The sequence below is a fragment of the Ruicaihuangia caeni genome, from assembly GCF_040536845.1.
Lineage (GTDB): Bacteria > Actinomycetota > Actinomycetes > Actinomycetales > Microbacteriaceae > Ruicaihuangia > Ruicaihuangia caeni.
Map to the genome: position 1 here is coordinate 2,325,087 of NZ_CP159582.1, position 22,938 is coordinate 2,348,024.

Sequence of the window (22,938 nt, forward strand, 5' to 3'; positions counted from 1 at the left end):
CTGGCCGACATGGGCACGCGCGGCTGAGAGCCGCCCCAGACTGGGCCGCGCTCGCTCGCTAGATTCGAGGCGTGCGAGAGACATTGCGTGCCGGTTCCAAAGTCCTGATCACGGCAGCGGTGGCTGCTCTGGCGCTCGCCGGGTGCTCACCGACCTCGGCCGGCAACTCCGAGTCGGGCCGCGATGGCGAGGCGCACAGCATCCTTGCCGAGCACGGTCTCGACGGACTCGACCCGGTATCGCTCGTCGACGAGCTCGATCGGATGCCGCTCGCCGACCGCCCCGACGACCTCGTCGTCTCGGTGCGCCCCGACATGCTGCTCGTCGGCTCCCCGGCGAACATGGACGAGGCAGAACCGATCGCGTTGCTAGACGACCAGTTCTATCTCTCGATGGCACCGTTCGTCGACGTCACGCACGCCTGCACCTTCCACAGCCTCACCACGTGCGTCGGTGAACTGCAGAACGAAGACATCACCGTGCGGATCACCGACGAGGCGACCGGCGAGGTGCTGCTCGACGAGAGCACGCGCACCTTCGACAACGGCTTCATCGGCTACTGGCTGCCCGCCGACCGGGTGCTCACGGTCCACGTCGAGCACGACGGCCGCATCGGCACGACCGAGGTCTCGACTGGAGCCGACGATCCGACGTGCCTGACGACGCTGCAGCTCGCCTGATCGCCGCTGGAGGCGGCGGTCGGTCTAGAGCAGTTCGGCGCGCAGTTCCTCGGGGGAGCGGGGCGACAGCAGCCCGGGCGGCACGTCGAATACGGTCTTGGCTCCGTGCTGACCCGCCGCGGCCAGTCGGTGCACCGCACGCGCATACGCGACCAGCACGCTCGAGGTGAACTCGGGGTTGCTGTCGAGGGCGAGGCGGTACTCGACCACCTGCGAGTGCTCGGCGCTGGTGTTGCCGCTCCGGATCACGAAGCCGCCGTGCGGCATTGCCGCGTGGTCGCGTGCGAGCTCCTCGGGAGAGATGAAGTGCACGGTGGTGTCGTAGTCGGCGAAGTAGTCGGGCATGGTGACGATCGCCTCGCGCACTGCCTCGGCATCCGCGCCATCTTCGAGCACCACAAAGCACTCGCGGGTGTGCTTCTCACGGGTCGACAATGCGGGACGGATGCCGCTGCGCACCTGCTCGATCGCTGCCTTTACGGGCAGGGTGTACTGCACGCCCCCGGCGACACCGTCGAGGCGGCGGATCGCGTCGGAGTGGCCCTGGCTGAGGCCCCGGCCCCAGAACGTGTAGGTCTCGCCGTCTGGGAGCACCGCCTCGCCGAACACGCGATTCAGCGAGAACAGACCCGGATCCCAGCCCGCCGAGATCAAGGCGGTCGTGCCGGCCTCGGCCGCGGCAGCGTCGACGGCCGCGAAGTGCTCGGGGATGCGCGCGTGAGTGTCGTAGCTGTCGACGATGTTGAACGACGCCGCGAGCTCGGGGCTCTGCACGGGGAGGTCGCTCTTCGACCCGCCGCACAGCACCAGCACATCGATGGTGTCGCGGTGGTCCGCGAGAGCGCTCCAGGGGAAGACCGCTGTGCCGGCTGCCGCGCTCACTGTCTGGGGATCCCGTCGCGTGAATACGCCGACGAGCTCCATGTCGGAGTTCTTCGCGATGGCGGCTTCGACGCCGCGCCCCAGGTTGCCGTACCCCGCTATGCCGATTCGAATCTTGTCGTTCATCGTCGTCTATCGTTTCACGCCCAGCGTGTCGCGAAAAAAGCCCAACTAGTTCAACTTTGAATATGTTACGTTGAACTAGCCATCCAATGACGGACCAGGCCTAGGAAGGAACTTGCACTCTCGTGATCAATCTCCTTGAAGGCGCACGGCGACGCGGTCTCATCGCGGCCGGGGCGCTCACCGCAGCACTCACCCTCACCGCTTGCGCAGGCGGCCCCGCTCCCGGTTCCGATCCGGTCGATGAGAATGTGCTCATCGACCAGGCGGCCTGTGAGCGCAACGCCGACGTTGGCACCATCACCTATATCTCCGGCTACGGCTACTCGGCGAGCGCGGGGCAGCTCGACGTGTTCCTCGCCGAAGAGTTGGGCTACTTCGATGCGCTGTGTCTCGACGTCGAGATCAACGCCTCGGGTGCCAACGGGCAGCAGCTCGTCTCCTCGGGGCAGGCGCAGTTCACCGCGCTGGGCTCGGCATCCGACGTCATGCTGGCCGCCGCCAATAGCCGCAACCTCACGGCCATCGCGACCTATGGCAGCGTCTCGCCCTTCTCAATCTTCGCCAACGAGAAGATCAAGAGCCTCAAGGACCTCGAGGGCGGCACGCTGGGCTACTTCATCAACCTGACGCCCACCGCGTCGAAGATGCTCGACCAGGCGGGCGTCGACGTGTCGAAGGTCGAGCTGGTGAAGATGACCAACTACGACCCCACTGTCGTGCCGCGGGGCCAGGTCGACGCGATCGTCGGCTACGCCTCGAACCAGCCCCAGACGCTCAAGGCGATGGGGGAGCCGTTCAACGAGTTCCTGCCCGACGACCTCGGCGTGCAGGGCACCTACAACGTCATGGAGGTGAACAGCGAGTTCCTCGAGAAGAACCGTGAGGTCGTTGCCGACTTCATGCGGGCCACGCTCAAGGCGCTCGACTTCTGCCTCACCGACAAGGACGAGTGCATCGACATGATCAGCGAGCTCGCCGCTGAGAACAACCAGGGCGAGGCTTTCCCGCGCGACCAGCAGGAGCGCACGTGGGGCGTCGAGTCGACATGGGTTCGCAGCAACCCTGACCTTCCGCCGGGTGTGCAGACCGAGGAGCAGTGGCAGTCGGAGTACGAGCTGGTGCAGGAGTACGGCGGGCTCACCGACCTGCCTGCCCTCAGCGAGATGATGGACACCGAACTCGTCGCCGGCCTGTACGACGACAACGGCGAGCTCATCTGGCCGGGCGAGTGAGCAACTCCATGCCCGCGCAACAACAGCACGACCAGCAGCGTCTCGCGCACGAGGCGATGCCGCTCGACGAGGGCGGGCCCACCCGGGCCCCCCTCGCCGGGGCGGGAGCCGGTTTGCAAACGGCCACGGAAGCAGCAGTGCAGGCGGCCGCGCGTACCGGCGGAGTGCGCATCAGCAATGTCTCCAAGAGCTTCGGCACCGACGAATCGCGCACGCTCGTGCTCGACGGCATCGACCTCAGTGTCGGCATGGGCGAGTTCGTCTCGGTCATCGGACCGAGCGGATGCGGCAAGTCGACGCTCCTCAAGGTGATCGCAGGGCTCACGGACGCCGACGGCGGTGAAGTGACCGTCGATGGCAACCCCGTGAGCGCCGCCACCAAGAACAAGATGATCGGCCTCGTGCCGCAGTCGCCTGCCCTCATGCCATGGCGCACGGTGCTCGACAATGTAACGCTGCCGATGTCGGTCAACCGCGGCGCCAACGGCGGCCGGTCGATGCGCGACCCGGTCGAGCTGCTCGAATCGTTCGGGCTCGGCCACGCGATCGACAAGTATCCGGCACAGCTCTCCGGCGGCATGCAGCAGCGCGTCGCCATCGCTCGCGCCTTCGTGTTCGACCCGAGCGTGCTCCTGATGGACGAGCCCTTCTCGGCACTCGACGAGATGAACCGCGATCAGCAGCGCATGGGCCTGCTCGACTTCTGGCAGTCGAACCGCAAGGCCGTGATCTTCATCACCCACTCGGTGCCCGAGGCGATCATGCTCTCCGACCGCATCGTCGTGATGGCTGCGCATCCGGGGCGCATCGCCGAGATCATCGATGTCGACCTGCCGCGTCCGCGGAGCGTCGACGACTACGCGACCGACGAGTTCCGTGATCTCGAAGGCATCGTGCGCGCGAAGCTTCGCGCCGTCATGGAGCCCGGCGCCGCAGACGCGGCGGCGGGCGGAACGGGGGAGACGCGATGACCGAGGTTCGCGCGCGGGGCGCCCAGTTGACCGCGACGGAGGCCACGGCGACCGTCGGTACCGCGAGCGCTGCGCCGAGCGGTCGCCGCAAGCCCCGGCATCCCGGCCGCCACGTGCCCGCGTCGAGGCGCTGGTACAAGTGGCGCATCTGGCTGCCGCCCGCCATCACCTTCGTGCTCGTCGCGATCGTGTGGCAGTTGCTGGCGCTGGCCAACCCCTACGTCATCCCCACCATCGACGCGATCGTGGCAAGTCTGCTGCGCGATCCGCAGATGTACTGGGTCAACATGCTCGTGACCCTGCAAGAGGTGGTGATCGGTGCCACTGCCGGCATCCTCGTCGGATTCCTCATCGCCGTGGTCATGGCCGAGTTCGAGATCATGGAGCGCGCCGTGATGCCGCTCTTCGTCGTGATCATGGTCACGCCGATCGTCGCGATCGCGCCCGCGCTCGTCGTGGCCTTCGGCTTCGGCATGATGCCGAAGTACATCGTCACGGCTCTCGTGGTGTTCTTCCCGATGCTGGTCAACTCGCTCGCAGGCCTGCGCGACGTCGATCAACGCACGCTCGATGTGATGCGCACGCTGCATGCGAGCCGCTGGGAGATCTTCCGCGATCTGCGCTTCCCCGGGAGCATGCCCTTCGTGTTCGCCGGGCTGCGCGTGGCGCTGCCGCTCGCGATCGTCGGCGCGGCAGTGGCCGAGTTCGTGGCCGCCGGGCAGCAGGCCGGTCTCGGCTCGCTCGTGACGATCGCCGCCGCACAGGCCAACCTGCCGGTGACGTGGGCCAGCATCGTGCTGCTCTGCGTGCTCGGCGTGCTGATCGTCTCCCTCCTCGCACTGGTTCGCAACCGCGTGCTCTGGTGGAGCGACGGGGAGACCGTCGCCCGCTGACCTGCTGCCGCATCGCGTCGGCAGCGTTCTCTCCCACACAAGGAGCAAAGAAATGAAAATGCTTCGCTTTGGTCTCTTCGAGAACGCCCAGGCGAACGACTCCGGAACGGCCACCTGGCGGCATCCGGCGAACGAGCGCGACCACTTCGAATCGCTCGACTACTGGGTCAAGATCGCGCGCATGTGCGAAGACGCCCGCCTCGACTTCCTCTTCCTCGCCGACGCGTGGGGCTGGTCGGAGGTCGACGGCGAGCGGTTGCCGATCAGCTCTGAGGAGGGGCTCGACTTGCCGCGCCTCGACCCGGCCATCGTCGCGGCCGCGCTCGTGGCAGCAACCACGCGCCTCGGGCTCGTCGTGACTGGCTCGACGCTGCTGGAGCAGCCGTACTCATTCGCCCGCCGCATGGCGACCCTCGACCACATCTCGAAGGGCCGGGTCGGCTGGAACGTCGTCACGACGGGCACGGCCGAGACAGCGGTCGAGGCGTTCGGGATGCCCATGGTCGCGCATGACAAGCGCTATGACATGGCTGACGACTTCATGGAGGTCGTCTACAAGCTGTGGGAAGGATGCTGGGAGCCCGACGCGCTCGAACGCGATAAGGCTGGGCGGTACGCCGATCCGGCCAAGGTGCACCGCATCGAGCACGAAGGGCCCTTCTTCCGCTCGCGCGGCTACGGGAACACCTCCTACTCGCCGCAGGGCACGCCCGTGCTGTTCCAGGCCGGCTCTTCCGACCGGGGCCGAAAGTTCGGTGGTACCCACGGGGAGTGCATCTTCCTCGGCGGGTCGCCGTCGAAGCTCCCCGATCAGGTGCGGGCCATCCGGGCCGAGGCCGTCGCGGCGGGGCGCTCCGCCGACTCAGTGAAGATCATGTCGGCCTTCTCGTGCGTCGTCGGCGCCACTCGCGAGGAAGCCCAGCGAAAGTTCGAGCTGATTCTCGAATCGCAGCGGCCCGAGGTGGCGGTGGCGTCGTACGCCATGTTCACGGGCCTCGACCTGTCGTCGTACGCTCCGGACACGCCGATGACGGAGTTGCACACCGAGATGTCGCAGACTCAGGTGCAGCGCTTCGCCGGGCTCACGGTCGGCGACGTGCTGAAGGACTGGCACGCGTACGGCGTCAGAGGAAAGCCGGTGGTCGGCACGGCCGAAGACGTCGCCGACGCGATGTGCGAGCTGGCGGAGCGCGCTGACCTCGACGGGTTCCTGCTCACTCCGGTGGTGCAGCCCATGTCGACGGTCGACTTCGTCGAGCAGGTGCTGCCGATCCTCCGCGAGCGCGGTGTCGCCGCCCAGGACTACCAGGGCGAGAGCCTGCGCGAGCGCCTGGTGGGCACGCCCTCGCCGGTGCTGCGTGATGACCATCCGGGCGCCGCGTACAGGGCGCAACTCGCAGCAGCTCGGTAGTGCACTGACGGCATCCGGCTGGCTGGGGTGTCACACACTCGGCCGGTCGGATGGCGTCGCCGGTCGGCCGGCGTCAGCACGCCGCGCGCTGCCGCAGGTGGCATGTGGTCTTCTGCGGAGCGGCGGCGCCCGGTGCGCTCAGGCGGTCTCGCCGGCGAAACGGTACTCGCCCGCCTCGAGTCGACCGCGCAGCTGACGCGCCCACTCCTGCTCGCCGCGCAGACGCGCCGTCGAGTACTCGAAGAACTCGCGCACGTATTTCGGCGTGGAGCTCGAGCGCTCCACATCGTCGATCTCGTAGGCGTTGCTCTTGATGCGCGCGTCGATCTCATGGATGCGATGCTCCAGGGCCTCGATCACCTCGCCCCGCTTGAGCGCGTACATGAACGAGGTCGTGGCCATGATGGGCTTGATGTCGAAGGTCTCGACCGTCCAGAGGGCGCGGCGCAGCATCCGCATGAACTCGACCTCGCCCTCCGGCGTGAGTTCATAGGTGGTGCGCTCGGGGCGGTTGCCCTCGATCTCTACGCCCGCCTCGCTGATGTAGCCGTCCTTCTTCAACGAACGCAATGCGTTGTAGATCGAGCCGGGTTGGATGTTCGCCCACTCGTCGACATGCCAGGTCAGCAGTTCTCTGCGCAGGAAGTAGCCATGCACCGGCTGAAACTGGTACACGGCGCCGAGCACGACGAGGCGTGTGGTGGACGACATGGCTCTCATCGTATGGGGAGCCGAGCCGACTCAGATGCTTGCGCGCCGCCCGGCACGTTAGTAGCGTTGTGATTAATCAAACTTGAATATCAACGCTGGTGACGTCGCTCAGGCGAGAGGCGCATCATCGAGGATGTATGGAAGAGGAAGAAGCCATGCCAGTACAGGCGCACGCCACGTTGGATCAGCTGGCCCTCCGCGAAGCGTTCTCGCTGTATCCGACGGGTGTCGTGGCTCTCTGCGCGCTTCGTGAAGGAGCGCCCGTCGGCATCGCCGTGAACTCGTTCACCTCGATCTCGCTCGACCCGCCGCTCGTGGCCGTCAGCATCGCCCGCACCTCGACCACCTGGCCTCTGCTCGCCGACCGCCGCCTCGGGCTGAGCGTGCTCAGCGCGGAGCACGGAGGTCTCGCGCGAGCGCTGGCGTCGCGCAGCGGCGACCGCTTCGCCAACGTTCAGTGGCGCGCGACGGATGCCGGAGCGGTGCTCATCGACGGTGCCGCCCTCTGGCTCGAGTGCGACCCCTGGGCTCGGTATGACGGCGGTGACCACCAAGTCGTGCTGCTGCGGGTGGAGCACGCCGAGACGTTCCCAGACGTCGCGCCCCTCGTGTTCCACCAGAGTCGCTTCCGCGCGCTCGACGAGGCGTGAACGTGCCCCGGGGGTGAATCGTCGCCGTCCCCGGCAGTGAATCGTCGCCGTCGGAGCGCCTGTGGCTGAGCTCGCTCGCTACATGCGCACAGTGCCGGTGTCGCCCATGTCAGGCGACTGGGGCTGCAGCAGTCCCTTCACGAACTCGTACGCCTTGGCGACAAGCGGTCGGTCGGTGTCCCAGTAGTTGACGACGCTCGCGTCGACCCGGATCAATGCGACGCGAGGGTCGTCTCGTCCCTGCTCGAACCATGACTCAGCCCACGGGTTCCAGAGTCGGTCGATCTCCGCTTGGTCGCGGCTCACGGTCGCTGTGCCGGTGATCGACAGATATCCCTTGTCGCTCGAGATCGCCACGTTCACGCGCGGGTTCGAACGCAGTTCTTGAGTCTTCTCGCTCGGATCTTCGGTGAAGAACCAGAGGATGCCGTTGAACTCGTCCTCGATGAGCGCGACCGGCCTGCTCCGCGGCTCACCGGCCGCGGTGATCGTCGTGAGGCTCGCGATGCGCGCATCGGCCGTGATGTCGCGGATGATCTCGAGTTCGTCGTCGTGCGTCTTCTCTTCATGCGTCATTCCGCCAGCCTTACGCGGCGGACGAGCGCTCGGCAGTACGGCCCGGTCGGAATCACCTGTGCGTCGTCATGCCGACGCGGCTCGCGCTGCGCTCGGTAGTGGCGGGGCGACGGCGCTCGGTGCACCGTTGAGGAGCGCGCCGTGAGCGGCCCGAGCGTGTGAGCGTGTGAGCGGCCAAGAGGCCCTGGATGCCGATCCGCCGCACCGGGCACAGAAGGCGCAGTGCAGCGAAGGAAGTACGGAGAGGGAGTGAACCCTGTGGCGGAAGCGCACGAGACAGCCGATCAGCGCAACGCGATCGGACGCACCGAATGGGTGATCGCGGAGGGGCACATCCCCTCTGGCGGCACCGGCGGATCGCCGGCGCTCGAGAGTCACGAGACGGCCTGCATCCTCAACGCTTCGGACTCTCCCGCGAACGTGGAGATCACCATCTACTTCAGCGACCGCGAACCCGCTGGGCCGTACCGGCTCACCGTGCAACCGCGACGCACACTGCACCAGCGCTTCAATGACCTGAGCGATCCCGAGGACGTGCCACGCGATACCGACTATGCGGCCGTGATCCGCAGTGACGTGCCCGTCGTCGTGCAGCACACGCGGTTGGACTCGCGTCAATCGGCGCTCGCACTGCTGTCGACTGTCGCGTGGGCGGGGTGAGCGCGCAAGGCGAAGCGGCGTGCGGGACGCGTCATCAGAGACGCCCCGCACGCCGCAGGAGATGTGGTGCCTCGGCACCACATCATTCAGCTCAGATGGAGCGGATCTTCTCCGCCTGAAGCCCCTTGGGGCCCCGTGCCGTCTCGAACTCGACGCGCTGGTTTTCCTCGAGGCTGCGGTAGCCGTTGCTCTCGATCGCACTGAAGTGCGCGAACACGTCGGCGCTGCCGTCGTCAGGGGTGATGAAGCCGAAGCCCTTTTCCGCGTTGAACCATTTCACGGTGCCAGTGGCCATGATGTTTTCTTTCTTGTTGTTGAGTCGAGCCGCGACTGCGGCCCGTTCGGCCGCGCCGCGGGGGCGCAGACGTGCGTGGGGATGCGCTCGGCATCCGATGAGACAGCGACGAGGCGCTGCTCGAGCAGGCATTCCAGCGACCGGATGCCGTGATCCTGTGCGCCGGAGGCCGTCGGCGCCGCGATGACGCAGCTCGAACGGCGAGTGGCCGGGGTCGTGAAGGGCGCGGCGGCACGAAGAGCCGTGCGCGACGACGCCGAGCACTGGCCATGTGCGGCGGAGGGTGATGCGATGAAGATACTGCGTCGATTCCTATTGAGATTCGCGCCTTCGTTGGCGCTCATCGAAAGTCTGTGGTGACAGCCTCACACCCGGCGGAACCGATTGACCATGGGACAGTCGAACGGATCACGTGCGGCGAGGCCGACCCGATTCAAGTACTCGATGACGATCGCGTACGAGCGAATCAGATTCGTCTCAGTGTAGGGCACGCCCAGCGTTTGGCAACGCTCGCGCACGATTGTGCGTGCTCGCGCGAGGTGCGGCCGGGGCATATTGGGGAACAAGTGGTGCTCGACCTGGTAGTTCAGGCCGCCCATGAGCGCCGAAGCCCACCAGCCGCCGCTGATGTTTCTCGAGGTGCGCACCTGCTTGCTGAAGAAGTCGAGCTTCTCGTCGGCTCCGATGATCGGCATGCCCTTGTGGTTGGGCGCGAACGAGGCGCCCATGTAGACGCCGAAGACCGCGAGTTGCACACCGAGGAAGGCAAAGGCCATGCCGAGCGGGAGGCTCGCGAAGATCACGGTGAGGTACAGCGCGAACCGAACCGCGATCGCAGTGAGCTCGACCCACCGGCCCTTCACCGGCCCGCGCGCGAACAGGGTTCGGACGGAGCGGTAGTGCAGGTTCAAGCCTTCGAGCAGCAGCAGCGGGAAGAACAGGTAGCCCTGCTTGCGCGTGATCAGGGCGATGATGCCGCGTTGCCTGGCGGCATCCTGCTCGATGAACGAGATGGTGTCGAACTCGATGTCGGGGTCCTTGCCCACCTTGTTCGGGTTCGCGTGGTGCCTCGTGTGCTTGTTCATCCACCACGCGTAGCTCATGCCGACGACGAAGGTCGCGAGGAACCGTCCGAGCCGATCGTTCGCCGGGCCCGAATGCAGCACCTGGCGGTGCGAGGCCTCATGAGCGAGGAAGGCGAACTGGGTGAAGATCACGCCGAGGGCCCCGGCGATGAGCAGCTGGAGCCAGCTGTCGCCGAGCAGCACGAAGCCGAAGCCCGCGCCGACGAGCGCGGCCGTCAGTCCGAGCCCGAGCATCGCGTAGAACCGGTGCGTGCGGCGAAGCAGTCCTGATTCCTTGATCACGCGCGAGACGGCGGTGTACGACTGCGTGATGTTCTGACGGTCGGTCTTGGGGGTGGTGCCGCGCACGGCTCCGAGGGTCGAGGTCAGACCAGGGGTGGAATGAGTGGTGGAGATGAGAAACCCAATGAATCGGCGGCCAGAGCCGCAGCGGCGAGAGCCGCACGTACGCCAAAGGCAGAACGCCGATCGCTGGTTCCGAGCCTAACCCCGCTTGCCGTGAGGGGGCTGGCAGTTCGCCTTCTCGGTGGTTCGCCGGGCGCAGCCCGCCATTGGTTCAGCCGAGCAGTCAGCCGAGCCAGGTCACCGGCACGATCGCGGTGAGCACCGCCGCGATCGCGAAGATGCCGCTGCCGAACGCGATGAGCGTCCACTGCGTGCGCCGGCGCTTGACGACCGCCGCGACACCGAGCAGGAACAGCGTGATGGCCATGAGCGTGGTGTTGAGCTCGAGACGGTCGGAGTAGGCGTTGTAGAGGTCGCCCTCTTCGATCATCGCGGCGCTGGCGCTGTCCTGCTCCTGCCAGGCGCCGAAGCGGGCGGCGAAGTACTCTTCCGAGTCGAACGGCCCGACGTAGCCGTCGGCCGCATCCTGCTCCTGCGACCAGATCATGGCTGCGTCGAGCACTTCATCGACCGAGACGAAGTGCAGAGTGTCGAACTTCGTTGACGCGGCTGCGGCGATCGCCGGGTCGGGGTTCTCCATGTCGACCGTGAGCTCGGTGAGCCGCGCGAAGGTCTGCACGTCCTGCACGAAGAGCTGGTTCGCCTCGAGGTAGAGCGACTCCGCCTCGGTCTGCGCGCTCTGGCCCTTCGCATACGACGAGTCCGTCATACCGCCGTAGAGGGCGGCCTGAAAGGTCGCCCAGGCGGTGAACACCGATGCGACGCCCAGCAGGATCACGATCACCAACTCGGTGTTGCCGAAGAGGTCGGCGAGCCTGAAGCCGCGATCGGGCCCCTCCGACGCGGACGGCTGCGCGGCTTCTGGGGTGGTCTGAGTGGTGTCGAGCGTCGTCACTCGTGCTCCTGAGCTGTTCGGGAACGCGTCACCTCGCTGTCGAGCGATCGCGATCGACGACATGAGCGGGCGTGCGGGTGCGGGGGATGATCGGGGCGCCGCGGGTGCGGCGAGAGTACGGTACTGCGCCGGATGCCGTCAGCGGTGTCGTCGGCGCGGAACTTCCCGCGTTTTGGGGGGTGCGGTCTCCGACGTACGCGGAAGTCTGGCGCGAGCCTCGCGGAGCGCACAGAATGGCGGCGCCGGCCGTGCCCTGCGGTGCCTTGGCGAGGGCTGTCGGCGCGAACACTATTTCCCAAGGAGTCTTGGAGGACGCCATGGCGCAGCTCAACGCTTATCTGCAGTTTCGCGACAATGCGCGTGAGGCGATCACGTTCTACCAGTCGGTCTTCGGCGGCGATCTGACGCTCAGCACCTTCGGCGAGTTCGGTATCACTGACGACCCTGCGCACTCGAACATGGTCATGCACGCGCAGTTGATGGCCCCGGGAGGGCTCGCCCTCATGGCTGCCGATACGCCCCCGGGCATGGACTACAACGGCGGTTCGAGCATCTCGCTCTCTCTCAGCGGCCCGGCCGGCGACGATGCACTGCTCAGGGGCTACTGGGAGAAGCTGCTCGAGGGCGGAGAAGTCCGAGAACCGCTTGCCCAGGCGCCGTGGGGCGACAGCTTCGGCATGCTGCGCGACCGTTTCGGCATCAACTGGATGGTCAATATCGCCGGGGCGGGGGAGGGCGCCGCGGGTTCCGGCATGGGCGAGAGCGTCGCCGAACCCGGCGGCGAGGCGTCCGGCGCGGCCGACTGAGGTGTGCGCCTCTCGCCCGATGCTGGTGCGCAATGCCATCCTGAGGCCATGGGCATGTGGGTCGGGTGGATCGAGTTCGACATCCTGCTCGGCGATGTGCATTCGCTGAAGGAGAAGCGCTCCTACGTGCGGCCCCTGATCGCCGATCTCCGCCGCAAGTTCCAGCTCTCGGCATCCGAAGTCGACCATCTCGATCTGCACCGCCGTGTGGCGGTCGGAGTCTGCGCCGCCTCATCGGCGAGGCAGCACCTGGTCGAGTTGATCGATGACGTCGAGCGGTACGTCGCCAACCGTCCAGAGATCGACCTGTTGGCGAGCCGCCGCGGCTATCACCACTCCGAGGACTGAGCTGCCTCGAAGACCGAGCGCTGGGAGAGGAAGAGGCGCAAGGCCGTTCGGCTCTGGTGCCGCGGACGGCCGGAGAGCACGATGAACGCCATGCAGAAGATCACGCCGTGCCTGTGGTTCAACGAAGAAGCCGAGCAAGCAGCGATGTTCTATTGCTCGGTATTCAGGGAGGGGCGCGTGCTCTCGGTGTCGCGCTACGGACCGGACGACCGGATGCCGGAGGGCACCGCTCTCGTGGTCGAGTTCGAGCTCGCGGGGCAGCGGTTCCAGGCGCTCAACGGTGGTACCGACTTCCCATTCACCGAGGCGATCTCTCTCTCGATCGAAACAGCCGACCAGGCTGAGACCGACTACTACTGGGAAGCGCTCACCGCCGGCGGAGGAGCTCCCGGCCCGTGCGGCTGGTTGAAGGACCGGTTCGGGCTCTCATGGCAGGTCGTGCCGAAGGCATATGTCGACTTGATCTCGACGAGCGACTCCGCGGCCGTCGCTCGTATCAACGCGGCCCTGTACACGATGCAGAAGATCGTCATCGCCGACCTCGTCGCGGCTCGCGACGGCGAAGCAGCCGGCGACGCGGTCGGCGACCCTCGCTGAAGTGACCTGGTCGTTCGGCCCGTGAGCGCATGCCGTGCTCGCTCGCTCTCGGGTGCGCCGACGCTAGACTGAGCCGCAACTGCAGTGCTGCGGGGGCGCACGACTGCAGCGCTCCGGAGCTCTGCGACATCGGGCGACGACAAAGGCAGGGCCGGTGAACATCAGCCGACACGCGCGACTGGGTCGCGGGCTGCTTGCCGCCACGCTCGCCGTGCTCACCGCCGCGCTCTCACACGGCATCGCCGATGGTGCGGCTCCCAGTGTTCTCGCGCTCGTGCTCGGTCTCGCGGGAGCGGCGCTCGTCTCCGTTCCCCTGGCCGGTCGCAAGCTCAGCTGGGCCGCGCTCGTCGCCGCGGTGGTGCTGAGCCAGGCGATCTTCCACGGCCTCTTCACGCTGTTCGGGCCGCAGCACAGCTACGTCGCCGGTTCGGCAGCGCGGGCGTCCACTCAGAACCACGCTCATCACCTGGTGACGCTCGCTGATCTCGGCGCAACGCAGGGAGCGGCTGTCAGCGCCGTCGACGCCCACGCGGGGCATGACGACGCCGTCATGTGGGTCGCGCACCTCGCTGCCGCCGTGGTCACGGTGCTCGCGCTGCGGCATGGCGAGTCGACTCTGTGGCGCCTGTTCGAACTCGCACTCGGCTGGCGGGTCGAGCGGATGTCGCAGCCGCTGCGACCGATCCGCCTCTCGCCGGCGCGCCTGCTCACATCGTTCACCGCTCCGCTCCGCCCCGTCTCCGTCACGATCGGTGGCGCCGCTCGCTATCGCGGGCCTCCCGTGATGTCTGTCTGATCAGACCGACCATCACGATTTCGCGCGCCGCTGACGCGTTCGACGCCGCCTGAGCCGGCGCGACGCCGCCTGCGGCAGCGCGATGCCGCCCGTCGGGCGGCCGAAGGAGCAACCCTTGAACACGAACACGAACACGAACACCCTCGCCCATGGCATCCTCGATACGCACGAGAAGCCGAGCATCGCTCGCGCCCGTCGGAGCCGCTCGGTACTCGCCGCGGCGGCTCTGGCGATCGCCGCCGGCCTCTCGCTCGCATCGTGCGCCCCTCAGGCCGGCGCACGAGGCACGGAAGCGGAGAAGATCGAACTCCATGACGTCTGGGCCAAGGCTGCCCTGCAGGCCGACGGCATGACCGGCATCTTCGCCGAGGCGGTCAATGCCTCCGACTCGCTCGTCACGGTCACCGGTGTCGAGAGCACGGTTGCCGGTGTCGCCGAACTGCACGAGATCGTCATCGACGATCGCGGGGCGAGCGTCATGCGCGAGAAGCAGGACGGCTTCGAGATCCCGGCGAACGGCACGCGCACCTTTGCGCCGGGAGGTGACCATCTCATGCTCATGCAACTCGAGCGAGACCTGAAGCCGGGGGAGAGCGTGGCGTTCACGTTGCGTTTCGCCGACGGGTCGAGCAGCGATCACGTGGCGATCGTGAAGGAGTACGCGGGCGCGAACGAGAACTACGGCGACCACGACCACGACGGCGATCACGATCACGGCCACGACGGCGATCACGATCACGGCGGCGAGGACCACTGATGCCCGCCGAGCGCATCACCGACTCCCGGACGCGGAGCGAGCGGGGCGTCTCGCGGCGGCACCTTCTCGCGGGAGGCGTCGCCGCGGCTGCCGGTGCCGCAGTGGCGCTCGGCGGCGATCGTGCCGCTCGGGCCATGGTCGCCGCGTCCGAGTCGGGCAGAGCGGATGTCGCTGGTTCTTCCATCGCTCCGTTCTTCGGGGCGCACCAAGCCGGAATCGCGACGCCGCCGCAGGCGCACGCGGTGTTCATCGCGTTCGATTTGCGCGATGACGTCGATCGTGACGGCATCCGCCGCCTGCTCGTGCTGCTCACCGACGATGCGGCCAGGTTGACCGCCGGGCGGCCGCCGCTCGGCGACCAGGAGCCCGAGTTGGCCGAGCACCCGGCGAATCTCACCGTCACCTTCGGGTTCGGACCGCGACTCGTCGAGCGTGTCGACCCCGGCAAGGTTCCTTCCTGGCTGGGGCCGCTGCCATCGTTCGGGATCGACCGGCTCGAAGCGCGGTGGAGCGATGGCGATCTCATGCTGCAGCTCGCGAGCGACGACCCGGTCACGCTAGCGCACGCACTGCGGATGCTGCGAAAAGACGCGCGCGCGTTCACCACGGTGCGATGGGTGCAACCGGGCTTCCGGCGCGCACACGGAACCGAACGACCGGGTGCGACCATGCGCAACCTCTTCGGGCAGCTCGATGGCACCGTGAACCCTCAGCCGGGCTCAGACGACTTCGACCGTCTGGTGTGGGTCGACGATGCCGGCTGGCTCAGCGCAGGAACGAGTCTCGTGCTGAGGCGCATTGCCATGGATCTGGATGCCTGGGACGAACTCGACCGGCCGGCGCGAGAGCAATCAGTGGGGCGCACGCTCGCCACAGGGGCGCCGCTGACCGGAGCCGACGAGCACGACGAGCCAGATCTCACGGCGACGAATGCGATCGGGCTGCCGGCCATTCCCGCGTTCGCTCACATTCGTCGGGCTCGCACCGGCGACGTTCGAGAGAGGATCTTCCGCCGGGCCTACAACTACGAGACTCCGGAGGGTTCGGCAGGGCTGCTCTTCGGCTCATTCCAAGCCGATCCCGAGCGGCAGTTCGTGCCCATCCAGCGGCGGCTCGACGAACTCGACCTGCTCAATGTGTGGACCACGCCGATCGGATCGGCGGTCTTCGCCGTGCCTCCTGGCTGCGCTGAAGGCGGGTTCATCGGCGAGTCGATGTTCTGAGCTCGACGGATGCTGCGACAGCTCTGGGGCGGCCCTGCCACCGCCCCAGAGCGACGCCTTCCATTCGCCCCGGCCGTTCCCCTAGGCTGGTCGTTCACGATCGCTGCTGCGTGCTTCGCAGGGAAGCCCGTAGTGCGAACGTGCGCTGCGGCATCCGTGACCCGGACGACGCAGCGACGCTTGGAGCTGGCGCTGCCGTGACGTTCAGGAAACGACCGTCGCGCTTGGTTCCTGCGCTCGGCTTCGAGCGCGACAATGCTTCGATACGCTGGTTACAGGAGGGGTTCACGATGGCTGACGCCGGATTCGACGATCGCACTGACGATGGTCGTGAGCGCGCGTCCAAGGAACCCGACGCCGCGCCGCAGAAGTCTGAGCCGCCCGCCGATACGGTCGCGCGTGACAACGAGACGACCGCGACGTTCAACCACGACTTCGGTGCACTGCTCTCTGCGATGGAGGCGGGGGTCTCCACCGAGGAGCAGGAGGCGCTCCGGGCGCTTCCCTCAGGCTCTGCTCTGCTCATCGTTCGCCGCGGACCGAATGTCGGTGCTCGGTTCCTGCTCGATGCCGATGTGACCACCGCCGGTCGTCACCCCGACGCCGACATCTTCCTCGACGACGTCACGGTGTCGCGCAAGCACGCGGATTTCGTGCGCGTCGGAACCAAGTTCGAGGTGCGCGATCTCGGCTCCCTCAACGGCACGTACTACAACGGCCAGCGTGTCGACTCGGCGACGCTCGTCGATGGCGGCGAGGTGCAGGTCGGCAAGTACCGGCTGACGTTCTATGCGTCGCGCCTCGACCTGACCAGCCCGGCGGCCCGCTAGTGGCGCGCTCTGCGGCCGCGCGAGTCGCGGCAGCACCGGCCCCTACCCGCGCGCAGTTCAGCATCGGCCAAGTCCTCGCACGACTGAACCCCGACTTCCCCGAACTCACGCCGTCGAAGCTGCGCTTCCTCGAGGAGCGGGGGCTCGTGTCGCCCGCACGCACCGAATCGGGGTACCGCAAGTTCTCGCAGGCCGATCTCGAGCGGCTGCGGCTGATTCTCTCGATGCAGCGCGACCACTACCTGCCGTTGAAGGTGATCCGCAGCTACCTCGACGAACTGGATGCCGGCCGCCAGCCCGAGTTCCCCGGGCGCCCCGATGTGGCGCTGCCCTCCATGCTCATCGCCGAGCGCAGGTTCACCCGCGAGGAGCTCGTGCGAGAAGCGGGTGCGACGCCCATGCTGCTCGGCGACGCGATCTCAGCCTCGCTCATCGCCCCGAGCGACCTCTTCAACGAAGAGGCGCTGAGCGTGCTGCGCGCACTGGTCGAGCTGCAGCGGAGCGGCATCGAGCCGCGGCATCTCCGTACGTTCCGGGCGGCGGCCGAGCGAGAGCTCGGTCTCATCGAGAGCGCCCTCGTTCCGATCGCCAAGCGGAACGATGCCTCCAGCCGCGCCAAGGCGGCCGAGCTCGCGCGAGAGATCGCGGCTCAATTGGAGGTGGTCAGGGGTAGCCTGATCAGGACGGCGCTCACCCGGATGGACGGATAAGCGACCGGGCGTTCGACACGCCGCATCGTTTTTCACGACCGAGGCCGAGATGGGCGAGGGGTTCGATACGGTGGGATCACTCCCGCGAAGTATCAACTTCAACATGAAGGTTAGGAAGTGCCATGAGCGAACTCAGCCGTAGCGAGGAACAGCGCTACGACCTCGGACTGCTCTTCACCGACGGTCTTCCTGAGCTCGACGACGCAGCCGGCTATCGCGGGGCCGTGGCTGCGCGCGCGGCGGGCATCAGCTACCGGCAGCTCGACTACTGGGCACGCACCGACCTGGTGCAGCCGACAGTCAGGGGAGCAGCCGGCTCGGGTTCGCAGCGGCTCTACGGGTTCCGCGACATCCTCGTCCTGAAGCTCGTGAAGCGACTTCTCGACACCGGCATCTCGCTGCAGCAGATCCGCGTGGCGGTCAACCAGCTGCGCGAAGCCGGCATCCATGATCTCGCACAGACGACGCTCATGAGCGACGGTGCGAGCGTGTACCTCTGCACGTCCAACGACGAGGTGATCGACCTCGTCAGCCGCGGTCAGGGAGTGTTCGGCATCGCCGTCGGCAAGGTGCTGCGAGAGGTCGAGACGAGCCTCGTGGAGTTCGACACGGCGCGCGAAGACCCGATGGACGAACTGGCCGCACGCCGCGCGTCACGCTCGAAGACCGCCTGACACACGCCACCCACGAGACGGATGCTTCGGCATCCGTCTCTTTCGTTGCGGCGATGCAGACTGGGTCTGTAAGGCCCTCAGGCCGAAAGCTCGCCAGCGCTGATCGCCGTCGCGGCGATCAGACGAGTGAAACCCCCGCGCAGAAACCGGATGCCGAGACGGCATCCGGCGCTGTCGTCGCGGCGAAGGCCAGAAATGGCCTTCGCTCCAAGCTCCAGCGCGCTACGCGGAAAGCTCGATGCGCCCCGTCCGCACGATTCGCTCGAGCAGCTGGTCGAAGTTATGCGCCATCTCCTGCGCGCTCTCGCCCGGCCACACGTGGAGCGGCTTCGCCGCGCCCTGCGCCTGCTGCAGCGAGGTGCGCTCAGGCAGCTGCGGGCTCAGCACGAGCGGGCCGAACATATCGCGCAGCTCCTTGATGCGGAACTGGTGCTCGAGCGACTGCACGCGGGCGCGGTTCACGATGATGCCGAGCGGCTGCAGCCGAGGGGAGAGGCCCCGGCGGATCTCCTCGATCGCGCGGAGGGCGCGGTCTGCTGCTGCGACCGAGAACAGGCCGGGCTCGGTCACGACCGCGACTCGGTCGCTCGCAGCCCACGCGGTGCGTGTCAGAGCGTTGAGGGAAGGCGCGCAGTCGATGAGAACCAGGTCGTACTCCGACTCGACGTGCGCGAGCGCCTCCTCGAGCTTCCAGATGTCGCGGATGCTCGGGTGGGGTCCGTCGAAGTTGATCGCGGAGGGACTGCCGATCAGCACGTCGACCTTGCCCGGGCGGCCACGAGTCCAGCCGCTCGGCGCGATGGCCTGTCGCACCGTCTTCTCCTTGGGAGAGGTCAGCACATCGGCGATGTTGAGGTGGCCCGCAGCCTGCACGTCCATGCCGGTCGAGACATCCGACTGCGGGTCGAGGTCGACCACGAGCGTGCGAAGACCCTTGGCGAACGCCGCCGACGCAAGGCCCAGCGTGACGGTGGTCTTCCCGACGCCCCCCTTGAGGGAGCTCACGCTCAGTACATGCACGAGAAGAGACGATACCTTCCCGAGACTTAAAAGCCCTAAATCTTGCTGGGAGCGCGTGCGAAACGCGGGGTTCGCCCGATCAGTATGCTCAACCCGACTGGAAGGGGCTCAATGTTCAAGAAGATTCTTGTCGCGAACCGCGGCGAAATCGCTATTCGTGCATTCCGCGCCGCCTATGAACTCGGTGCGCGCACTGTCGCGGTGTTCCCATATGAGGACCGCAACTCGATGCACCGGTTGAAGGCGGACGAGGCGTATCAGATCGGCGAGGTGGGGCACCCTGTGCGTGCATACCTCGACGTGAACGAGATCATCCGCGTGGCGAAGCTCAGTGGCGCAGACGCCATCTACCCGGGCTATGGATTCTTGTCAGAGAACCCCGACCTCGCGCAGGCGGCCGCCGAGCACGGCATCGCGTTCATCGGTCCACCGAAGAGCGTGCTCGACATGGCCGGCAACAAGGTGACCGCCAAAGAGCACGCCGTCGCTGCGGGCGTGCCGGTGCTCAAGTCGTCTCCCGCGACGACCGACGTCGGCGTGCTGCTCGCTGCGGCCGACGAGATCGGCTTCCCCGTCTTCGCGAAGGCCGTGGCCGGTGGCGGAGGCCGCGGCATGCGCCGGGTCGACACGCGTGAGGAGTTGCGTCCCGCACTCGAAGCCGCGATGCGCGAAGCCGGGAGCGCGTTCGGCGACTCCACCATGTTCCTGGAGCAGGCAGTGCTTCGCCCTCGGCACATCGAGGTGCAGGTGCTGGCCGACCAGACCGGCGAGACCGTGCACCTCTTCGAACGCGACTGCTCCGTGCAGCGTCGCAACCAGAAGGTCGTCGAGATCGCTCCCGCGCCGAACCTCAGCGATGAACTGCGGCAGGCGCTCTACCGAGACGCTGTGGCGTTTGCGAAGTCGATCGGCTACGTGAACGCCGGAACCGTCGAGTTCCTCGTCGACACGATCGGCGACCGCGCCGGCCAGCACGTCTTCATCGAGATGAACCCGCGCATCCAGGTCGAGCACACCGTGACCGAAGAGATCACCGACGTCGATCTCGTGCAGTCGCAGATGCGGATCGCGGCAGGGGAGACCCTCGACGATCTCGGCCTGCATCAGTCGGCGATCTCCATGCACGGGGCAGCGCTGCAGTGCCGTATCACCACTGAAGACCCGGCGCAGGGCTTCCGGCCCGACACCGGCAAGATCACCACGTACCGGTCGCCCGGTGGCGCCGGCATCCGTCTCGATGGCGGCACGATCGCCTCGGGCGCCCAAGTGAGCCCGCACTTCGACTCGATGCTCGCGAAGATGACGACCCGCGGCCGCGACTTCGCGTCGGCGGTGCGCCGGGCCCGCCGCGGCCTCGCCGAGTTCCGCATCCGCGGCGTGTCGACGAACATCCCGTTCCTGCAGGCCGTGCTCGACGACCCGGCCTTCATCGAGGGTGACCTCTCCACCGCGTTCATCGATGAACGTCCGCAGCTGCTGAGCGGCAATCGCTCGCGAGACCGCGGCACCAAGATCTTGAACTGGCTCGCCGATGTCACCGTCAACCAGCCGTACGGCTCTGGCGAGGGCCTCATCGATCCCGCCGAGAAGCTGCCCGCCGTCGACTTGGAGGCACCCGCGCCCGCCGGTTCGCGTCAGCGGCTGCTCGAGCTCGGCCCGGTGCGGTTCGCGGCAGACCTTCGAGCGCAACGAGCGCTGGCCGTCACTGACACGACGTTCCGTGACGCCCACCAATCGCTGCTGGCGACGCGCGTGCGCACCAAGGACCTCGCGGCGGTGATGCCTCATGTCGCTCGCCTGACTCCGCAACTGCTGTCGGTCGAAGCCTGGGGCGGTGCGACCTACGACGTCGCGCTGCGCTTCCTCGGCGAGGACCCGTGGGAGCGACTCGCGCTCTTCCGGGAGCAGCTCCCGAACATCAACCTGCAGATGCTCCTGCGCGGACGCAACACCGTCGGCTACACGCCGTACCCGACCGAGGTCACCGACGCGTTCGTGCGAGAAGCGGCGGCCACCGGCGTCGACATCTTCCGCATCTTCGACGCGCTCAACGACGTCGACCAGATGCGCCCCGCGATCGATGCCGTGCTCGCCACGGGCTCCACGGTCGCCGAGGTGGCCCTGTGCTACTCGGGCGACATGCTGAGCCCTGACGAAGATCTGTACACGCTCGACTACTACCTCCGGCTCGCCGAGCGGATCGTGGAGGCCGGCGCGCACATCATCGCCATCAAGGACATGGCCGGGCTGCTGCGCGCGGGCGCAGCGTCGGTGCTCGTCAGGGAGCTGCGAGCCCGCTTCGACCTGCCAGTGCATGTGCACACGCACGACACTGCGGGCGGGCAGTTGGCGACGCTGCTCGCAGCGGCACAGGCCGGCGCGGATGCCGTCGACGCAGCGAGTGCTCCCATGTCGGGCACCACGAGCCAGCCGTCGATGTCGGCGCTGGTCGCGGCGGTCGCGCACACGGATCGCGACACCGGCCTCTCGCTCGACGCGGTCTCCGACCTGGAGCCGTATTGGGAAGCGGTGCGCCGCGTGTACCGTCCGTTCGAATCCGGTCTGCCCGGCCCCACCGGCCGGGTGTACCGCCACGAGATCCCCGGCGGGCAGTTGTCGAATCTGCGCCAGCAGGCGATCGCGCTCGGGCTCGCCGACCACTTCGAGAAGATCGAGGACTGGTACGCCGCAGCGAATCGGATGCTCGGCCGGCCGACGAAGGTCACCCCGTCGAGCAAGGTGGTCGGCGATCTCGCCCTGCACCTGGCCGCCATCGACGCCGACCCGGCCGACTTCGAGCAGAACCCGCAGAAGTACGACATCCCCGACTCGGTGATCGGATTCATGGCCGGCGAGCTGGGCGATCTCCCGGGAGGTTGGCCGGAGCCCTTCCGCTCGAAGGTGCTCGAAGGGCGCACCGTGAAGCTGGGCGTCACCGATCTCACCGACGACGACCGCGCGGCGCTCGGCGGCGAAGCCGCTCAGCGTCGCAGCACCCTCAACCGTCTCCTATTCCCGCAGCCCACCAAGCAGTTCGAGCAGCTCCGCGAGGAGTACGGCGACCTCTCGGTCGTGAGTACGGTCGACTATCTGTACGGGCTCAAGCCGGAGGCCGAGCACGTCGTGCAGATCGAGCCGGGCGTGAACCTCTTCGTGAGCCTCACGGCGATCGGCGAGGTCGACGACAAGGGCCAGCGCAGCGTCATGGCCTCGCTCAACGGTCAGCTGCGTCCGGTTCCGGTGCGCGACCGCTCGGTGAAGGTCGAGGAGCGAGCCGCAGAACGCGCGGATGCGTCGAAGCCCGGCCACGTGGCCGCACCCTTCGCGGGTGTGGTCACGATCCAGGCCACGCCCGGCGCACTGGTCAGTGCGGGGCAGGCGGTCGCGACGATCGAGGCGATGAAGATGGAGGCGTCGATCACCGCCCCCGTGGCCGGCACCATCGTCCGCATCCCGATCGCCGGAACACAGCAGGTCGAGGCGGGTGACCTGCTCGTCGAGATCGAGCCGGCGCGGACCGATGCGCAGTCCCCGGAGCGCGCTGACGGGCAGGAGACCCCGTCGCAGCGGGCATCGTAACTACGATTGGATAGCGGTGGATGCCGTTCGCTTCGGTGAGCGGCGTCCACCGCGACCCGCGTGGATCGCTCGCCGAGTCGGCGAACGTTGCTCGCATCGCCGCGCCGGCCGGGATCGGCTTGCGCT

The 22,938-nt window shown here is 67.4% G+C and carries 25 protein-coding genes; 17 read left to right on the plus strand and 8 right to left on the minus strand.

The window, feature by feature from the left end; genetic code table 11:
- The first annotated feature begins 71 nt into the window (after nt 1–71).
- Complete coding sequence (locus ABV606_RS10855) at nt 72–680, plus strand: CueP family metal-binding protein (protein ID WP_353987739.1); 609 nt, start codon at nt 72–74, stop codon at nt 678–680.
- 24 nt (nt 681–704) lie between these two features.
- Here the strand turns inward: ABV606_RS10855 and ABV606_RS10860 are convergent, their stop codons facing one another.
- Nucleotides 705–1,688, minus strand: a complete 984-nt coding sequence (locus ABV606_RS10860; protein ID WP_353987740.1) for a diaminopimelate dehydrogenase — start codon at nt 1,686–1,688, stop codon at nt 705–707.
- A gap of 122 nt (nt 1,689–1,810) precedes the next feature.
- Here ABV606_RS10860 and ABV606_RS10865 point away from each other — a divergent pair, with 122 nt between their 5' ends.
- From ABV606_RS10865 to ABV606_RS10880, 4 genes are read left to right on the plus strand one after another with little or no spacing between them, the layout of a single operon-like run.
- A complete protein-coding gene (locus ABV606_RS10865; protein WP_353987741.1) occupies nt 1,811–2,920 on the plus strand; it encodes an ABC transporter substrate-binding protein in 1,110 nt (369 codons plus the stop codon).
- An 8-nt stretch (nt 2,921–2,928) separates the two neighbouring features.
- Nucleotides 2,929–3,891 carry an ABC transporter ATP-binding protein gene (locus ABV606_RS10870; protein ID WP_353987742.1) on the plus strand — a complete coding sequence of 321 codons (963 nt, stop codon included), beginning with the start codon at nt 2,929–2,931 and terminating at the stop codon, nt 3,889–3,891.
- Nucleotides 3,888–4,784, plus strand: coding sequence for an ABC transporter permease (locus ABV606_RS10875; RefSeq protein WP_353987743.1), 897 nt, complete (start codon nt 3,888–3,890; stop codon nt 4,782–4,784). The genes ABV606_RS10870 and ABV606_RS10875 overlap by 4 nt, the downstream gene beginning before the upstream one ends.
- A gap of 52 nt (nt 4,785–4,836) precedes the next feature.
- Nucleotides 4,837–6,195, plus strand: coding sequence for an NtaA/DmoA family FMN-dependent monooxygenase (locus ABV606_RS10880; protein WP_353987744.1), 1,359 nt, complete (start codon nt 4,837–4,839; stop codon nt 6,193–6,195).
- A gap of 138 nt (nt 6,196–6,333) precedes the next feature.
- Here ABV606_RS10880 and ABV606_RS10885 read toward each other — a convergent pair whose 3' ends face one another.
- Complete coding sequence (locus ABV606_RS10885; protein WP_353987745.1) at nt 6,334–6,906, minus strand: PadR family transcriptional regulator; 573 nt, start codon at nt 6,904–6,906, stop codon at nt 6,334–6,336.
- 155 nt (nt 6,907–7,061) lie between these two features.
- Here ABV606_RS10885 and ABV606_RS10890 point away from each other — a divergent pair, with 155 nt between their 5' ends.
- Nucleotides 7,062–7,556 carry a flavin reductase family protein gene (locus ABV606_RS10890; protein ID WP_353987746.1) on the plus strand — a complete coding sequence of 165 codons (495 nt, stop codon included), beginning with the start codon at nt 7,062–7,064 and terminating at the stop codon, nt 7,554–7,556.
- Between the two features lie 78 nt (nt 7,557–7,634).
- Here ABV606_RS10890 and ABV606_RS10895 read toward each other — a convergent pair whose 3' ends face one another.
- Nucleotides 7,635–8,132: a pyridoxamine 5'-phosphate oxidase family protein gene (locus ABV606_RS10895; protein WP_353987747.1), complete on the minus strand. Its 498-nt coding sequence runs from the start codon at nt 8,130–8,132 to the stop codon at nt 7,635–7,637.
- Between the two features lie 249 nt (nt 8,133–8,381).
- Here ABV606_RS10895 and ABV606_RS10900 point away from each other — a divergent pair, with 249 nt between their 5' ends.
- Nucleotides 8,382–8,792, plus strand: a complete 411-nt coding sequence (locus ABV606_RS10900) for a sensory rhodopsin transducer (RefSeq protein ID WP_353987748.1) — start codon at nt 8,382–8,384, stop codon at nt 8,790–8,792.
- 91 nt (nt 8,793–8,883) lie between these two features.
- Here the strand turns inward: ABV606_RS10900 and ABV606_RS10905 are convergent, their stop codons facing one another.
- From ABV606_RS10905 to ABV606_RS10920, 4 genes are all read right to left on the minus strand, one after another.
- Complete coding sequence (locus tag ABV606_RS10905) at nt 8,884–9,087, minus strand: cold-shock protein (RefSeq protein ID WP_281488020.1); 204 nt, start codon at nt 9,085–9,087, stop codon at nt 8,884–8,886.
- Nucleotides 9,069–9,431 carry a hypothetical protein gene (locus tag ABV606_RS10910; protein ID WP_353987749.1) on the minus strand — a complete coding sequence of 121 codons (363 nt, stop codon included), beginning with the start codon at nt 9,429–9,431 and terminating at the stop codon, nt 9,069–9,071. Before ABV606_RS10910 ends, ABV606_RS10905 begins: the two co-directional genes overlap by 19 nt.
- A gap of 21 nt (nt 9,432–9,452) precedes the next feature.
- On the minus strand, nt 9,453–10,541 hold the full coding sequence (locus ABV606_RS10915; RefSeq protein ID WP_435415564.1) for a fatty acid desaturase family protein: 1,089 nt from the start codon (nt 10,539–10,541) through the stop codon (nt 9,453–9,455).
- 199 nt (nt 10,542–10,740) lie between these two features.
- Nucleotides 10,741–11,472 (minus strand): hypothetical protein, encoded by a 732-nt coding sequence (locus tag ABV606_RS10920; RefSeq protein ID WP_353987751.1) that lies wholly within the window; start codon nt 11,470–11,472, stop codon nt 10,741–10,743.
- Nucleotides 11,473–11,789: 317 nt separating this feature from the next.
- Here ABV606_RS10920 and ABV606_RS10925 point away from each other — a divergent pair, with 317 nt between their 5' ends.
- From ABV606_RS10925 to ABV606_RS10965, 9 genes are all read left to right on the plus strand, one after another.
- Nucleotides 11,790–12,278 (plus strand): VOC family protein, encoded by a 489-nt coding sequence (locus ABV606_RS10925; RefSeq protein WP_281488018.1) that lies wholly within the window; start codon nt 11,790–11,792, stop codon nt 12,276–12,278.
- A 54-nt stretch (nt 12,279–12,332) separates the two neighbouring features.
- The gene (locus ABV606_RS10930) at nt 12,333–12,626 is read left to right on the plus strand and encodes a DUF503 domain-containing protein (protein ID WP_281488140.1); all 294 of its coding nucleotides are present in this window, start codon (nt 12,333–12,335) and stop codon (nt 12,624–12,626) included.
- A gap of 81 nt (nt 12,627–12,707) precedes the next feature.
- Nucleotides 12,708–13,223, plus strand: a complete 516-nt coding sequence (locus tag ABV606_RS10935) for a VOC family protein (protein WP_353987752.1) — start codon at nt 12,708–12,710, stop codon at nt 13,221–13,223.
- 154 nt (nt 13,224–13,377) lie between these two features.
- The gene (locus ABV606_RS10940) at nt 13,378–14,019 is read left to right on the plus strand and encodes a hypothetical protein (RefSeq protein ID WP_353987753.1); all 642 of its coding nucleotides are present in this window, start codon (nt 13,378–13,380) and stop codon (nt 14,017–14,019) included.
- Between the two features lie 115 nt (nt 14,020–14,134).
- Entirely contained in the window at nt 14,135–14,776 is a 642-nt protein-coding gene (locus tag ABV606_RS10945; RefSeq protein ID WP_353987754.1) for a copper chaperone PCu(A)C, read from the plus strand.
- Entirely contained in the window at nt 14,776–15,999 is a 1,224-nt protein-coding gene (locus tag ABV606_RS10950) for a Dyp-type peroxidase (protein ID WP_353987755.1), read from the plus strand. The genes ABV606_RS10945 and ABV606_RS10950 overlap by 1 nt, the downstream gene beginning before the upstream one ends.
- A gap of 290 nt (nt 16,000–16,289) precedes the next feature.
- Complete coding sequence (locus tag ABV606_RS10955; RefSeq protein WP_353987756.1) at nt 16,290–16,829, plus strand: FHA domain-containing protein; 540 nt, start codon at nt 16,290–16,292, stop codon at nt 16,827–16,829.
- Nucleotides 16,829–17,539 (plus strand): transcriptional regulator FtsR, encoded by a 711-nt coding sequence (gene ftsR, locus ABV606_RS10960; protein ID WP_281488013.1) that lies wholly within the window; start codon nt 16,829–16,831, stop codon nt 17,537–17,539. Before ABV606_RS10955 ends, ftsR begins: the two co-directional genes overlap by 1 nt.
- Nucleotides 17,540–17,661: 122 nt before the next feature.
- Nucleotides 17,662–18,213 (plus strand): MerR family transcriptional regulator, encoded by a 552-nt coding sequence (locus ABV606_RS10965; protein WP_281488012.1) that lies wholly within the window; start codon nt 17,662–17,664, stop codon nt 18,211–18,213.
- Between the two features lie 222 nt (nt 18,214–18,435).
- On the opposite strand, the gene ABV606_RS10970 is transcribed toward ABV606_RS10965, so the two are convergent.
- Nucleotides 18,436–19,233 carry a ParA family protein gene (locus ABV606_RS10970; RefSeq protein WP_281488011.1) on the minus strand — a complete coding sequence of 266 codons (798 nt, stop codon included), beginning with the start codon at nt 19,231–19,233 and terminating at the stop codon, nt 18,436–18,438.
- A gap of 111 nt (nt 19,234–19,344) precedes the next feature.
- On the opposite strand from ABV606_RS10970, the gene ABV606_RS10975 reads away from it, so the two are divergent.
- The gene (locus ABV606_RS10975; protein WP_353987757.1) at nt 19,345–22,812 is read left to right on the plus strand and encodes a pyruvate carboxylase; all 3,468 of its coding nucleotides are present in this window, start codon (nt 19,345–19,347) and stop codon (nt 22,810–22,812) included.
- The last annotated feature ends 126 nt before the right edge of the window (nt 22,813–22,938 follow it).

Bases quoted from the DNA above. Each gene is read 5' to 3' on its own strand.
- ABV606_RS10860 (WP_353987740.1), bottom strand. From the start codon at position 1,688: ATGAACGACAAGATTCGAATCGGCATAGCGGGGTACGGCAACCTGGGG.
- ABV606_RS10870 (WP_353987742.1), top strand. From the start codon at position 2,929: ATGCCCGCGCAACAACAGCACGACCAGCAGCGTCTCGCGCACGAGGCG.
- ABV606_RS10875 (WP_353987743.1), top strand. From the start codon at position 3,888: ATGACCGAGGTTCGCGCGCGGGGCGCCCAGTTGACCGCGACGGAGGCC.
- ABV606_RS10880 (WP_353987744.1), top strand. From the start codon at position 4,837: ATGAAAATGCTTCGCTTTGGTCTCTTCGAGAACGCCCAGGCGAACGAC.
- ABV606_RS10885 (WP_353987745.1), bottom strand. From the start codon at position 6,906: ATGTCGTCCACCACACGCCTCGTCGTGCTCGGCGCCGTGTACCAGTTT.
- ABV606_RS10890 (WP_353987746.1), top strand. From the start codon at position 7,062: ATGCCAGTACAGGCGCACGCCACGTTGGATCAGCTGGCCCTCCGCGAA.
- ABV606_RS10895 (WP_353987747.1), bottom strand. From the start codon at position 8,132: ATGACGCATGAAGAGAAGACGCACGACGACGAACTCGAGATCATCCGC.
- ABV606_RS10905 (WP_281488020.1), bottom strand. From the start codon at position 9,087: ATGGCCACTGGCACCGTGAAATGGTTCAACGCGGAAAAGGGCTTCGGC.
- ABV606_RS10910 (WP_353987749.1), bottom strand. From the start codon at position 9,431: ATGAGCGCCAACGAAGGCGCGAATCTCAATAGGAATCGACGCAGTATC.
- ABV606_RS10925 (WP_281488018.1), top strand. From the start codon at position 11,790: ATGGCGCAGCTCAACGCTTATCTGCAGTTTCGCGACAATGCGCGTGAG.
- ABV606_RS10930 (WP_281488140.1), top strand. From the start codon at position 12,333: ATGTGGGTCGGGTGGATCGAGTTCGACATCCTGCTCGGCGATGTGCAT.
- ABV606_RS10935 (WP_353987752.1), top strand. From the start codon at position 12,708: ATGAACGCCATGCAGAAGATCACGCCGTGCCTGTGGTTCAACGAAGAA.
- ABV606_RS10950 (WP_353987755.1), top strand. From the start codon at position 14,776: ATGCCCGCCGAGCGCATCACCGACTCCCGGACGCGGAGCGAGCGGGGC.
- ABV606_RS10955 (WP_353987756.1), top strand. From the start codon at position 16,290: ATGGCTGACGCCGGATTCGACGATCGCACTGACGATGGTCGTGAGCGC.
- ABV606_RS10965 (WP_281488012.1), top strand. From the start codon at position 17,662: ATGAGCGAACTCAGCCGTAGCGAGGAACAGCGCTACGACCTCGGACTG.
- ABV606_RS10975 (WP_353987757.1), top strand. From the start codon at position 19,345: ATGTTCAAGAAGATTCTTGTCGCGAACCGCGGCGAAATCGCTATTCGT.